This window comes from Nakamurella aerolata, from assembly GCF_013002705.1.
GTDB lineage: Bacteria > Actinomycetota > Actinomycetes > Mycobacteriales > Nakamurellaceae > Nakamurella > Nakamurella aerolata.
In genome coordinates, this window is sequence record NZ_JABEND010000005.1 from 106,452 (window position 1) to 119,265 (window position 12,814).

13 protein-coding genes are annotated in these 12,814 nt (G+C 70.3%); 5 read left to right on the top strand and 8 right to left on the bottom strand.

Annotated elements, in window-relative coordinates; all coding sequences use genetic code 11:
- Nucleotides 1–34: 34 nt before the first annotated feature.
- The 5 genes from HKD39_RS10425 to clsA form a co-directional block, all read right to left on the bottom strand.
- Nucleotides 35–568 carry a bifunctional nuclease domain-containing protein gene (locus HKD39_RS10425; RefSeq protein ID WP_171199975.1) on the bottom strand — a complete coding sequence of 178 codons (534 nt, stop codon included), beginning with the start codon at nt 566–568 and terminating at the stop codon, nt 35–37.
- Nucleotides 569–647: 79 nt separating this feature from the next.
- Nucleotides 648–1,385 (bottom strand): transcriptional regulator FtsR, encoded by a 738-nt coding sequence (gene ftsR / locus HKD39_RS10430; protein ID WP_171199811.1) that lies wholly within the window; start codon nt 1,383–1,385, stop codon nt 648–650.
- Nucleotides 1,382–1,888 (bottom strand): FHA domain-containing protein, encoded by a 507-nt coding sequence (locus tag HKD39_RS10435; protein ID WP_171199812.1) that lies wholly within the window; start codon nt 1,886–1,888, stop codon nt 1,382–1,384. The genes ftsR and HKD39_RS10435 overlap by 4 nt, the downstream gene beginning before the upstream one ends.
- 322 nt (nt 1,889–2,210) lie before the next feature.
- A complete protein-coding gene (gene gcvH / locus HKD39_RS10440; protein ID WP_171199813.1) occupies nt 2,211–2,597 on the bottom strand; it encodes a glycine cleavage system protein GcvH in 387 nt (128 codons plus the stop codon).
- A gap of 189 nt (nt 2,598–2,786) precedes the next feature.
- Complete coding sequence (gene clsA / locus HKD39_RS10445) at nt 2,787–3,380, bottom strand: cardiolipin synthase ClsA (protein WP_171199976.1); 594 nt, start codon at nt 3,378–3,380, stop codon at nt 2,787–2,789.
- Between the two features lie 157 nt (nt 3,381–3,537).
- On the opposite strand from clsA, the gene HKD39_RS10450 reads away from it, so the two are divergent.
- The 3 genes from HKD39_RS10450 (at nt 3,538) to HKD39_RS10460 (ending at nt 7,857) form a co-directional block, all read left to right on the top strand.
- Nucleotides 3,538–4,941, top strand: coding sequence for a UTP--glucose-1-phosphate uridylyltransferase (locus HKD39_RS10450; protein ID WP_171199814.1), 1,404 nt, complete (start codon nt 3,538–3,540; stop codon nt 4,939–4,941).
- A 145-nt stretch (nt 4,942–5,086) separates the two neighbouring features.
- Nucleotides 5,087–6,229, top strand: a complete 1,143-nt coding sequence (gene ald / locus HKD39_RS10455; RefSeq protein WP_171199815.1) for an alanine dehydrogenase — start codon at nt 5,087–5,089, stop codon at nt 6,227–6,229.
- Nucleotides 6,230–6,369: 140 nt separating this feature from the next.
- A complete protein-coding gene (locus tag HKD39_RS10460; RefSeq protein ID WP_171199816.1) occupies nt 6,370–7,857 on the top strand; it encodes a hypothetical protein in 1,488 nt (495 codons plus the stop codon).
- On the opposite strand, the gene HKD39_RS10465 is transcribed toward HKD39_RS10460, so the two are convergent.
- The 3 genes from HKD39_RS10465 to HKD39_RS10475 all read right to left on the bottom strand — a co-directional run bounded on the left by HKD39_RS10465 (nt 7,842) and on the right by HKD39_RS10475 (nt 10,190).
- Nucleotides 7,842–8,501, bottom strand: coding sequence for a hypothetical protein (locus HKD39_RS10465; protein ID WP_171199817.1), 660 nt, complete (start codon nt 8,499–8,501; stop codon nt 7,842–7,844). The genes HKD39_RS10460 and HKD39_RS10465 overlap by 16 nt on opposite strands.
- Before the next feature lie 116 nt (nt 8,502–8,617).
- Nucleotides 8,618–9,286, bottom strand: coding sequence for a hypothetical protein (locus HKD39_RS10470; RefSeq protein ID WP_171199818.1), 669 nt, complete (start codon nt 9,284–9,286; stop codon nt 8,618–8,620).
- Between the two features lie 7 nt (nt 9,287–9,293).
- A complete protein-coding gene (locus HKD39_RS10475; RefSeq protein ID WP_171199819.1) occupies nt 9,294–10,190 on the bottom strand; it encodes a hypothetical protein in 897 nt (298 codons plus the stop codon).
- 111 nt (nt 10,191–10,301) lie between these two features.
- On the opposite strand from HKD39_RS10475, the gene dinB reads away from it, so the two are divergent.
- Nucleotides 10,302–11,513: a DNA polymerase IV gene (gene dinB, locus HKD39_RS10480; protein WP_171199977.1), complete on the top strand. Its 1,212-nt coding sequence runs from the start codon at nt 10,302–10,304 to the stop codon at nt 11,511–11,513.
- Nucleotides 11,514–11,773: 260 nt separating this feature from the next.
- A complete protein-coding gene (gene ligD, locus HKD39_RS10485) occupies nt 11,774–12,805 on the top strand; it encodes a non-homologous end-joining DNA ligase (protein WP_343074673.1) in 1,032 nt (343 codons plus the stop codon).
- Nucleotides 12,806–12,814: the final 9 nt, after the last annotated feature.

The window sequence follows — 12,814 nt, forward strand, 5'->3', positions numbered from 1 at the left end:
CCCTCCCGGCGTGTCCTCAACCTAAACTTGAGGCTTAAGACCGGTCGGGGCCGAAGTCGTCCGGTGAGACGCTGTCGAGGAACTCCCTGAAGGCCTGCACCTCACGGTCGGGGTCGACGGGTTCACCGTCGGGGCCGAGCCCGTTGCCGTCGGCGCCGTCCGCCGAATCGTCCGGCTCTTCCAGGACGATGCCGGCGCTGTCCATCAGCTCTTCGGTGACGAACACCGGGCAATCGACCCGGACGGCTAGTGCGATCGCGTCGGACGGGCGGGCGGACAGTGAGGTGCCGTCGTCGAAGGCCAGCTCGCCGTAGAAGGTGCCTTCGCGGAAATCGACCACCCTGACCTGTTCCAGCTTGCGGCCGAGTGCGGCGATGACGTCGCGCAGCAGGTCGTGGGTGAGCGGGCGGGCCGGCCGCATGCCCTGCAGGTGCATGGCGATGGCCGTTGCCTCGACGCTTCCGATGACGATCGGCAGGCTGCGTTCACCGTCTTTTTCGGTGAGCACGAGAATTGGCTGCTGGGACGGCATCTCGACCCGCACGCCCACGATGCGCATCTCGATCACGTCGTCGGCCCTCCATCCGTGCAGATTCAGCTGGCTCACCACCACCCGGCTCGACCGTACACGCCGCGCCGGGAGGCGGTCAGCCGCCCAGATGCTTCCGCAGATCAGTCTTCACCAGAAGTGAATGGACTTGCAGCATGGTGGCCGCGAGTTGGGCGGCCAACGCCCCGGCTCGCTCCTTGGCGTCCGGATCGCGCTGCCGGGCCTGGGCCGACACCAGTTGGCTGATCAGCGAGCTCTCCCGCTCGGCCGCGGTGCGCATCGGCCGCAGGTGCCGTGGCTCCAGCCCGGCGGCGATCAACTCGGCGGCGATCTTGGCGATCGCGGCGTTGTCGACGTCGTACCAGCCGCCGGCCATCGCGGAGACCAGGCCGTAGGACTCCAGTTCGCGCAGTTGCTCGGAGCTGAGCCCGCACTCGGCGAGCAGTTCGACGCGCGTCATGCGCACGTCGGCGGGCCGGGCCGGGCCGGCGAAGTCCGCCGGGGTCGGGCCGTCCGCCGGCATCACCGAGCGCGGCAGCCGCGGCGACGGGGTGCCGGGTTCGAGGCCGCGTTCGATCGCGTCCAGCTGTTCCTTGATCACCCGCAGCGGCAGGTAGTGGTCGCGCTGGGCGGCCAGCACGTAGCGCAGCCGTTCGACGTCGGCCGGCAAGAACTGTCGGTAGCCGCCGGGGGAACGCTGCGGTTCCACCAGGCCCTCGGACTCCAAGAACCTGATCTTGGAGATCGAGACCTCGGGAAAGTCCGGTTTCAGCCGGGCCAGCACCGCCCCAATGCTCAGCGCCGGTCCGGCCGCGGGTGACCCCGCCGCGGTCATGGCTGGCTTGGCGAGTTCGTTCCGGCGGCGGCCGAGTCGTCGGCCGGCTGGTTGCCGGCATTCTCGGCGGTCAGGTAGACCAGCCGGAATTTGCCGATCTGCACCTCGTCGCCGTTGGACAAGGTGGCGGCCTCGACCGGCTCGCGGTTGACCAGTGTCCCGTTCAGCGACCCGACGTCGCGGACCTCGTAGCCGCCGGCGATCCGGCGGAACTCGGCGTGCCGCCGGGAGACGGTGACGTCGTCGAGGAAGATCTCGCTCTCCGGATGCCGGCCGGCGCTGACCTGCTCGGCCTCGAGCGTGAATCGCGATCCGGCGTTGGGGCCGCGCTTGACCACCAGCAGGGCGGTGCCTGGCCGCAGCGCCTCAAGACCGGTCAGCGTCTGCTCGCCCGGCTTCTCCGGCTCACCGGTGGGGATGGCGCGGAACACCGAGGTGGTGGCCGGGTCCTGGGCAGCAGGCTGCCCGGGGTTCTGCTCTCGCGCGGAATCGTGATCGGTCACCCGTCGCTCCCTTCGACAACTCTTCGCCGGCGCTGCCGGGCGTCAGTGCATCTGCATGTCGCTGCACTTGTCAGTGTTGCCCCACTGGCAGTGCAACCGAGCACCTGTCCGCGACCGCCGGGAGCAGCCGCTGACTCGTCTCGCTGGTCTTCCGGTCGTGAACAACGGACCCCGGAACGAGGATCCGTCAACCCGACTGGACGCAACCGGCACCATTGCCCGTTGCCGAATCGCAGGGCGCCGTTAGCCGCCGACCCGGCGCGATCCGCTGGTGCTTGACCGTACCGTGCGTCGGCTGGCGGCGACACCGCCGGTGGCGGGATCAGTCGCTACCGACGACGTCCGCGTAACCCTTGGCGTCGAGCAGGTCCGCGGTGCCGGCGGGGTCGGTCAGCTCGATCTCGACCATCCAGCCGTCGCCGTAGGGATCGGTGTTGACCAGCTCAGGGCTGTTCTCCAGGGCCTCGTTGCGGCCGGTGACGGTGCCGGCGACCGGGGAGTAGATGTCCGAAACGGACTTGGTCGACTCCACCTCGCCGAGCGAATCACCGGTGCTGACGGTGGCGCCGAGGTCGGGCAGTTGCACGTAGACGATGTCGCCGAGGCTGCTCTGCGCGTAGTCGGTGATGCCGATCCGGACGGTGCTCGCGCCCTCGGCCTGTTTGACCCATTCGTGGTCGGACGAGTACTTCAGGTCCTCGGGAATCAACGGCGCACCCTCTCGTGAGCTGCCGTTCGCGCCGGCGAACGGGCTGAATTGGCTGAACGTGACTGGCTGAACGTGAAACAGGACGGGCCCGGCATCGGCCGCAAGCCCTGCGGCCCACCGATTTCGCGCTGCGAAGCGTATGCGGCGACCGACCGGGCAGGCAACAGCCGGGCCGGCCTGAGCGGCGGCCTACCCGCGCACCGGCGTGTGCCGCACCACCCACAGCACTTGTTTGAGGTAGAGCACGCCGGACCAGAGATACAGCCCGACGCCCCACACCGTGAACGCCACCCCGATCGGGAAGGCGACCTTCTGCACCGCGGCGTCACCCTGGCCCAGCAGCAGGAACGGGAAGGCGTACAGCAGGCAGAAGGTGGCGGCCTTGCCGAGGTAGTGCACCGGCAGCGGCGGGTAGCCGTGCCGGCGCAGCACCGGGATGCACACCGCGAGGACCAGGTCACGTCCTACCAGCAGCGCCGCCACCCACCACGGGATGATCCCGCGGATGACGAACGCCACCAGGGTGGCGAGGATGTACAGCCGGTCGGCGGCCGGGTCCAGCAGTTCCCCGAGCCGTGAGTACTGGCCGAGCAGCCGGGCCAACTTGCCGTCGGCCCAGTCGGTGACGGCGCTGACCGCCAGCACCACCAACGCCCAGCCGTCGGCCTTGGGGCCGAGCATCAGCCACAGGAACAGTGGCACCCCGAGCAGCCGCAGGAACGACAGCAGGTTCGGCACCGTCCAGATCCGGCCGAGGTCGCCGAGCTGGTAGGTGGCAGTCAGCGAGGGGTCGCCGGGATCGGGCGCGGACTGCTGCGGTCTGCTGGCCACTCCCCGATCGTCGCTCACGACGCATGACGCTACCCACCGCGGCGGCTGCGCTCACCGGCGGAGGACTTCCGAATCGGCAAGAATCGCCCGCGCTCTACCATGACCGATCATGAGCGCCGAAGGATTGGCCCGTGCCCGCCAGGTGATGCAGGACGGGGGTGTGCCCGAGCAGGCCATCGCCGTGTTCGAGCGGTTCTACGGCGAGTTGGAGGCCGGCGCCACCGGCATGGTGCACGAGGCGGACATCGAGCCGCTCACCGACGTGCCGAAGCTGGAGCAGACCGCCAGCACCGAGGCCGAGCAGGCGGCCGCGATGGACGTCACCGCGATCATCAAACTCAACGGCGGGCTCGGCACCTCGATGGGCATGTCGCAGGCCAAGTCGCTGCTGCCGGTGCATCCGGGCGTGACGTTTCTCGACATCATCGCCCGGCAGGTGCTGGCGCAGCGCACGGCGTTGGGGGCCAGGCTGCCGCTGATCTTCATGAACTCGTTCCGCACCCAGGCGGACACCCTTGCGGCCCTGCGACGCATCGATACCGAGCTGGCCGGCGGCAACCTCGCGGTGGACGGGGTGCCGCTGGACTTCTTGCAGAACCGCGAGCCCAAGCTGCGCGCCGACGACCTCACCCCGGTGAGTTGGCCGGCCGATCCTTCACTGGAGTGGTGCCCGCCGGGGCATGGTGACCTGTACACGGCGCTGTCCACCTCCGGGGTGCTGGAAACCTTGCTGGACAAGGGTTTCAGGTACGCCAGCGTGTCCAACTCCGACAACCTGGGTGCCAGTCCCAGCCCGCGCGTCGCTGCCTGGTTCGCCGCGTCCGGCGCGCCCTACGCCGCCGAGGTGTGCCGGCGCACCCCGGCCGACGTCAAGGGTGGCTATCTGGTGGTGCGCAAGTCCGACGGCAGGCTGGTGCTGCGGGAGACCGCCCAGACCCCGCCCGAGGACATGGCGATGGCCGACGACATCAACCGGCACCGCTACTTCCACACCAACAATCTGTGGTTCGACCTGCGGGTGCTCAAGCAGACCCTTGACGAGCGCGACGGCGTGTTGGGGCTGCGGCTGATCCGGAACGAGAAGACGGTCGACCCCACCGACAAGACGTCGCCGAAGGTGATCCAGATCGAGTCGGCGATGGGCGCCGCCGTCGAGGTGTTCGACGGCGCCACCGCCATCGAGGTGCCGCGCTCGCGGTTCCTGCCGGTGAAGACCACCAACGATCTGCTGCTGCTGCGGTCGGACGTGTACGGCTTCGACGACGCCGAGCGCCCGGTGGCGAAGGCCGATCCGGTGCCGCTGGTCGATCTCGACCCTGGCTACTACAAGCTGATCGACGACTTCGACGCCAGGTTCCCGGCCGGCGCGCCCTCGCTGGTGCAGGCCAGCGCGCTGCGGGTGCGGGGCGACTGGACCTTCGGCGCCGGCGTCACCGTTCGCGGAGCGGTGACGCTGGACGACGAGGGCGCCCCCGCCAAGGTTGACGACGGCAAAACGCTTGGCGCCGAGTAACTCTGGCCGGTGGCACCGCGGCTGCCGGCGGCGCCACCATGGGGCGAAGGGTGGGCGTCGGATCGGCTTGTTAATGGTGGTTTACTGACAGGTGAGCGTTGCCGGCACCGTGGCCGGCCGACCGTGATCCGGACACGAGGTAGCCATGCGCATCGGCGTTCCCACCGAGGTGAAGAACCACGAGTACCGGGTGGCGTTGACGCCGGCCGGGGCCCACCAGCTGGTGGCCGCCGGGCATCAGGTGTTGGTGCAGTCCGGCGCCGGCGCCGGCAGCAGGATCACCGACGAGGAGTACACCGAGGCGGGCGCCGAGGTGGTCTACGCGGCCGACGCCGACCAGGCGGCGGACCGGGTGTGGGGCGAGTCGGAGCTGGTGGTGAAGGTCAAGGAGCCGATCGCCTCCGAGTACCACCGGTTACGCCCCGACCTGACGCTGTTCACCTACCTGCACCTGGCGGCCGACCGGCCGCTCACCGAGGCACTGCTGGCAGCGGGTACCACCTCGATCGCCTACGAGACGGTGCAGTTGCCGGACCGGACGCTGCCGCTACTGGCGCCGATGAGCGAGATCGCGGGCCGGTTGGCGCCGCAGGTCGGCGCCTATCACCTGATGCGCAACGAGGGTGGCCGCGGGGTGCTGCTGGGTGGGGTTCCCGGGGTGGTCGGCGCCAAGGTGGTGGTGCTCGGCGGCGGCGTCTCCGGGATGCACGCCGCCGAGATCGCGCTCGGGATGCGCGCCGACGTGACGGTGCTCGACCTGTCCATCCCGGTGCTGCGCAGGTTGGATTCGCACTTCTCCGGGCAGGTGAAAACCCTTGCCTCCACGGCATATTCGATCGCCGACCAGGTGCGGCAGGCCGATCTGGCGATCGGGGCGGTGCTGGTGCCGGGCGCGAAGGCACCGAAGCTGGTCAGCAATGCGCTGGTCGCCGAGATGCTGCCGGGTTCGGTGCTGGTGGACATCGCCGTTGACCAGGGCGGCTGTTTCGAAGACAGCCATCCGACGACGCACGACAACCCGACCTTCCGGGTGCACGAGTCGGTGTTCTACTGCGTGGCGAACATGCCGGGTGCGGTCCCCCGCACGTCGACCTTCGCGCTCACCAACGCGACCCTGCCGTATGTCTCCGCGGTGGCCCGTTCCGGTTGGCGGGCAGCGCTTTCCGCCGATCCGGCGCTGGCGCTCGGGCTGCACACCCATGCCGGAACCCTCACCAACGAGCCGGTCGGTCAGGCGCACCAGTTGCCCTCGACACCGCCGGACCAGGTGCTCGCAGCCGGCAGTTGAGACTCAGGCAGTTGCGGCTCAGGTCCGTTGCGGCCCGGGTGGTTCCAGGGTGTCTCGCGCGTCCGGTTGGAAGACTCGGTTGATCGACGTCCACCCAATGCGGCGGGCGGCTGCGGCCCGGCGCCGCTAAGGTGCTCACCGTGTCGTCCGCCGGTGCCGCCAAGGGGTCGGCGCCCGCGCGCCCGCGGCACGCCGGCAATCAACCTGGCGTCGGCAAGCCGCGGCCGCTGCGGCATGCCGTGCTGGACGCGCTGTCCGTCCCGTGGAACACCCTGCGCTGCCTCGGCCGGCACTTCCCCACCCTGTTCGTCATCGCCCTGGCCGGCCAGCTCGCGCACGACCGGCTGATCGATCTGGCCGTCTGGGTTTCCCGTGCCGGTGGCATCTTCGGGCAGCTGGTGCTGGTGCTGGCACCACTGTCGGTGCTGACCTCATATGTGTTGATACTGCGGGTGATCCGGCCCTCGCTGCCGACCGTGCGGGAGCTCACCTCGACTCGGCCGGACGGGGCGCTGCCCACCGCCCGCCGCTTCCGGCTCCGCAGGCTGGTCACCGAGTTGGACGAGCTCGGCGCGCTGCTGATCCCGTTCCTGGTGGTGTATTCCACCGCCGGCCAGTTGCGCAACGACGCCATCGCCTTCAACCTCGGGGTGACCAACGACGTCGCCGACAATCTGATGGTCCACGTGAACGACGCCGACGTGAGCGCGGCACAGGCCACCGCGTCGGCCGACCAGGTCGCCCGCACCCTCGGCTCCGACACCAACATCTGGCTCTGGGTGCTGATCGTGACGGCGTTCGCGGTACGCACCGCGCTGCCCTGGCTGATCAAGAACGTGCGCTGGGGACTGCTCGGATTCGTCGCGGCATACGCCGAAGCGCTGTGGATGGTGTCGGCGGCACCGTTGCTGAACGGTCTGCGCAGCCACGCCACCGACTGGGTCACCGGCCGCAAGATCGTGGCATGGACGCAGCAGACAATGCACTCCTTCACCGATCTGCTGGGCCCGCTCACCGGCGTCGCGAACACCGTGATCACGGTGCTGGGCAAGCTGATCGGCTCGGCCGGGACGCTGCTGCTGGTTCCCCTGGCGTGGCTGTCGATCGGCGCTGTGGTGTTCGGTCAGTTGATCGACGCCGGCCCGCGAACCGAGCGCACCAACTGGATGACCAGGGCGCGGCTGCGTTTCAACCGGCGGATGTCGTCGCTCGATCAGCGGGCCCAACGGGCCGCCGGCGAGCTGACCTCGGGACTGAGCGGCAGGTTCGGGCAGATCGTCACCGGAGTGCGCACCATCATCGGCAGCGGTGGGGTGGCAATGGTGTTGTTCTGCATGCTGTTTCAGGCGGCGCAGCTGGCCGGCGGCGGACTCTGGATGCTGGAACGCGCGATCATCGGCCCGCAGGAACCATCGGTGTGGATCGCCCTCGGCGACACCGGCGGCCCGCTGCGCACCCTGAACAACACGCTGGTGACGATGCTGTTGCTGTGTCTGGTCGGTGCCGGCACCGACCGCGCCCTGCACGGCCGGCTGCTGCGGCGTCGAGCCGAACAAGCAGCGCCGACCTCGGCGGAGTCAACCGACCAGCACCCGCCCGCGCCGCCGACCACTCAACCGGCGGGTTGAGCGATGCTCAACACCCCGACGTAGGGCGCGTTGCTCGGATAGTCGATCACCACCTCAGCTGGCCGCACCCCCGCCGGCAGCAGAAAGCTGGCCTGCTGCACCGGGTTTCCGCCCGCCGCGGCATCGCTGGATGTCGCGGTTCCGGACCCGGGTGACGCGGCCGGGGCGGGGTCGGCCAGCTCCGGGTCGACAGCCGCGGCGCACCCCACCGTCCCGAACCCGTCGAGCTCGTCAGGGTTCGCGCCGAAGCGCTGGCCGGACGCGTCGGCCAACGTCACTCCGCAGGTCGGGCCGGACGCGGTGGACTCGAGCTCCAGCTGCCACACCTGCGCTCCGGGAACCGATACCTGCACTGCCGCACCGTTTTTGCCGGGTGCGCCGGCCCCAGCACCACCGGCCCGATCCGACGGCATCGGACGCACCGCCACCAGTCGCAGCGTTGCCGACGGCAGCCGCAGCTGCTCGCCAGGCGCTGCTCGCAGTTGCTGGTGCGGAGTCTGGGCACGCTGGCTCCGGTAGCCGTCGGTGACGCTCCACAACGCCAGCCCGGCGACCGGGAGCAGCGCGATGAGAGCAACGAGATTGCGTCGCCACCAACCGGTCTCGGCCGGTCCACGTCGCGGCGGCAGGGGCGGCTCGGACACCGACCCCGGCTGTGAACCGGAGACTGAACCGGGAGTTGAATCGGGAATTGAATCGGGAGCTGAACCGGGGGCCGATCCCGAAGGCGGCCCCGAGGGTGGCCCCGAAGGTGAGGCCATCAGGAATCGCCCTGCCCGGCAACCACCGTGCGGGTCGGCGGGGGTACCACCGGTGCGGCGCTGGCCCGCCATGCCGTCACCGTTGCGGCCGTCACCGGAAGCCGCACCTGCACCTGGCTGTCCAGCCGCAGGGTCTGCGGCGCGGCCCGCGAAGCCAGCAGCGTCAGGCCGGACACTCCGGCCGGGACCTCGAACACCACCGCAACGGTCCGGACGAAGCCGGGTTGCGCCGCGCCGCCGATGGCCGGCTGCGGCCAGCGGTCGGTCGGGGTGAACAGCCGGCCGGAGTCGTCGCGCAGTTGCCAGCCGATCAGGCTGACCGGTTCGTCGTGGGCCCGGATCGATGCCGTCAGCACAACGAACACCCCGTTGCTGGTGCGGGTGGCGGAGTTCGGCCCGGTGGCGGAGTTCGCCCTGGCGGCCAGTTGTGCGCTGCCGGTCACCGCGTCGGCCCGTAGGTCGAAGGTGCGGGCCCGCACCCAGGTGCCCATGGCGCCGCTCGCCGGGAAGGCGGCCCTTTGCACCTCGGGAGTGAGCTTGTTGAACGGATCGCCGCCGGGCTGCACCTGCTGCAACCACAGGGTGCCGAGCAGCGCCGCGACCAGCACCACCGGAGTGATCAGCCGCCGCCACCACGGACGATCGGTCGGCGCGCGGTGCCGAACCATCAGCCGATCAGCTCCCCGCCGGGAACGGCCGGATCGGGGCAACCACAACGGCTTTCGCGGCCGGGTCGCCCCAGCGCAGCTCTTGGTTGGTGACCCACCGGCGCTGCTGCTCCGAGTTCACTTCGACGCGCGCGTTCGGTCCGGTGCCGGGCTGGCTCGATCCGGTCCCGGACGGGCTCGCTCCGGACGCCGGTTGGCCCGCGGACGCCGCGGCTGCGCCGGTGGTGCCGGCGCTGTCCTGCTGTTCCCAGAAGAACGCCACCTGCTCGGGGACGCCGGGCTGCAGGGTGGGGTTGACGGTGCCGTCGCTGACGATCAGCACCTGGTCGGGATTGGCGGAGTTCAGGCCGGGCTCGTCGGGCAGCGTGACGGCCGCCTTCGCAGCTGAGCCGGAGCCGGCAGCGGGCGTCATCGGCTCGTCCGCCGCGACCGCCATGGTGGTGACCACCACCAGCCAGTGCCGGCCCGGCTGGCTGATGCGCAGTGTCGGCGCGAACGCGTCGGGGCGATACAGCTGGACCTTCTCGACGGTGACCCGCCATTGCGGCGTGTCGATCGGCGTACCGACCGGCACCTGCGGAACCGCGGCCTGCGCCGGAACTCCTTGCAGCCCACCGAATATGCCGCTGACGGCTGCCACCAGAGCCGCTGCTCCGACCACCCGTTGCCGGTAGCTGGTTCGGCCGGCCAGCGCGCGCGGGCGCCAGCGGGCCAGCGACTCCCGCGCGTCCCTGCGGGCTCGGCGCACCAGTTCGGCGGCGGACACCGTCGCGGAATCCGAATCAGGGCCGGCGCCCGATTCGGATACCGGGGATGCGGCCGGGCACGCGCCGGCTGCCTCGGCGGCGGCTCCGATGGTGTCTGGCGGGTGCGCTGCGGCGTCCGCGCCCGCGGGTGGGTTCACGACTGTGGATCCTAGGGTGCGCAGCCTCGGGTGCACAGGCCTACGTCGATGTCCACCGGCACTGTCGGCACCGCATGCGAACATGCGTTCGTGTCCGAAGAGAGGTCGGCGATGCCACATGCGGCCAGGCGCACCGCCGCGGCCGGGATCCTGCACGCCGATCTCGACTCGTTCTACGCCTCGGTCGAGCAGCGCGACCAGCCGGCATTGCGCGGCCGTCCGGTGGCGGTGGGCGGCGGCATCGTGCTGGCGGCGTCGTACGAGGCGAAGGCGTGCGGGGTCAGCACGCCCATGGGTTCGGCGATGGCAAGGGCGCTGTGCCCCGAGCTGGTGGAGGTGCCGCCCCGGTTCTCCGCCTACACCGAGGCCAGCCGCGCGGTGTTCAAGATCTTTCGCGACACCACTCCGCTGGTGGAGCCGGTGTCGATCGACGAGGCCTTTCTCGATGTCGGCGGCCTCGGCCGGCTGGCCGGGTCGCCCGAGCACATTGCGCACCGGCTGCGGCAGCGGGTGCGGGCCGAGGTCGGGTTGCCGATCAGCGTCGGGATCGCCCGCACCAAGTTTCTGGCAAAGGTGGCGTCCGGGTCGGCGAAGCCGGACGGACTGCTGCTGGTCCCACCGGACGGCGAGCGGGCGTTTCTGCATCCACTGCCGGTGGAGCGGCTCTGGGGCGTCGGGAAGGTCACCGCCGACAAACTGCACACCCTTGGGCTGCGGACGGTGGCCGATGTGGCCGCCACCGACACCGCCGCGCTGATCGCGCTGCTGGGCGCGCATACCGGCCGGCATCTTGCCGGGCTCGCCGCGCTGGCCGACGAGCGCGTGGTGCAGACCCGCCGGCGGCGCAAATCCATTGGGGCGCAACATGCTCTCGGTCGTGGCCGGCACACCAGGGCCGAATTGGACGGCTCGCTGACGGCGCTGGTCGACCGGGTGGTCCGGCGGCTGCGCACCGCGGGAAGACGCGGCCGTACCGTCACGCTGCGGCTCCGATTCGCAGACTTCCAACGGGTCACCCGCTCGACAACGCGGTGGGACGGCACCGATTCGACCGCCGAGGTGTTGGCCGCCGCCCGTGGCCTGCTGGACGCCGCCGGCACCCTGATCGCCGAGCGCGGCGTCACCCTGATCGGGGTGGCCGTCAGCAATCTGGACGACGCCGGCCAGCCGGCGCTGCCGTTCCCTGGTGACGCCGCGGCGCCGCCGCCGGAGCTGGACACCGCGCTCGACGCCATCCGCGACCGGTTCGGGTCCGCTGCCGTGGGCAGAGCCGCGCTGCTGGGCCGCGACTCCGGTCTCGCGGTGCCACTGCTGCCCGACTGAGCTGCTGTCCGGCTGAGCTGCTGTTGCCCGGCTGAGCTGCTAACCGACTGAGCCGCTGCTGTCCGGCTGAGCTGCTAACCGACTGTGCCGCAGCTACCCGACTGTCTGCATCCGCCGGCCGCCGGGGCCCGGTGCAATGGACCCCAACAATGGCTCCCAACACCAAGAGTTGGTCCGGGTGGCGGGTGCGCTCCCGGCGACTGTGTTGCCGTCGGCGCAGCGTCGCTGCGTCCGCAGCACCACGCCGGTATGTTCGGCGGGTGGCAGCCAAAGCCGATGACGCCGTGGGCAAGCCGATCGAGTTGCAGGTGGACGGGCTCCCGATCCGGTTCACCTCACCCGAGCGCATGTACTTCCCCGAGATCGGCGCCAGCAAGCTGGAGCTGGCGCAGTACTACCAGGCGGTCGGCCCCGGCATCGTCAACGCGCTGCGCGACCGGCCGTGCATGCTGCATCGTTTTCCGTCCGGCCTGACCGGCGACAAGGTGCACCAGAAGCGGGTGCCCAAGGGCGCTCCCGAGTGGCTGCCGACCGTTCAGGTGTTCTTTCCGCGTTTCAAGCGGACAGCGGACGAGCTGTGTGTGGAAAAGCTCGCCGACGTGATCTGGGCGGTGCAGATGTCGACCGTCGAGTTCCACCCGTGGAACAGCCGCAGTGCAGATGTGGAGCGCCCCGACGAGTGGCGGATCGACCTTGACCCGGGCCCGACCTGTCCGTTCTCCAGGGTGCAGCGGGTGGCCGACGTGGTGCACGAGGTGCTCGATGACCTCGGCGCCGTCGGCTGGCCGAAAACCTCTGGTGGCAAGGGATTGCACATCTACGTGCGGGTGGCACCAGACCACAGCTTCACCGATGTGCGCCGCGCCGCGCTGGCCTTTGCCCGCGAGGTGGAACGCCGGGCGCCGCAGGACGTCACCACCACTTGGTGGCGCAAGGATCGTGATCCGTCGCTGGTGTTCGTCGACTACAACCAGAATGCTCGCGACCACACCATCGCCGCCGCCTACTCGGTGCGTGGGATGCCCGATGCCAGGGTCTCGACGCCGATCCGTTGGGCGGAGATTCCCGACGTCGACCCGAGGGACTTCACCATCCGCACCGTGCCGGCCCGCTTCGCCGAGCTTGGCGACCTGCATGCCGGCATCGACGAGGCGGTGTTTTCCCTTGCGCCGCTACTGGAATGGGCCGAACGCGACGAGCGCGAAGGCCTGACCGACAAGAGCGATGAAGTGCCGGTCGACGCCGGCCAGGTGGGAAAGGGCGGGAGCGAAAGCCATCCGCGAGATCGCTAGCCTGAGCTG

Coding starts and splice junctions, on each gene's coding strand:
- ftsR (WP_171199811.1), bottom strand. CDS start 1,385: ATGACCGCGGCGGGGTCACCCGCGGCCGGACCGGCGCTGAGCATTGGG.
- HKD39_RS10450 (WP_171199814.1), top strand. CDS start 3,538: ATGAGCGCCGAAGGATTGGCCCGTGCCCGCCAGGTGATGCAGGACGGG.
- ald (WP_171199815.1), top strand. CDS start 5,087: ATGCGCATCGGCGTTCCCACCGAGGTGAAGAACCACGAGTACCGGGTG.
- HKD39_RS10470 (WP_171199818.1), bottom strand. CDS start 9,286: ATGGTTCGGCACCGCGCGCCGACCGATCGTCCGTGGTGGCGGCGGCTG.
- dinB (WP_171199977.1), top strand. CDS start 10,302: ATGCCACATGCGGCCAGGCGCACCGCCGCGGCCGGGATCCTGCACGCC.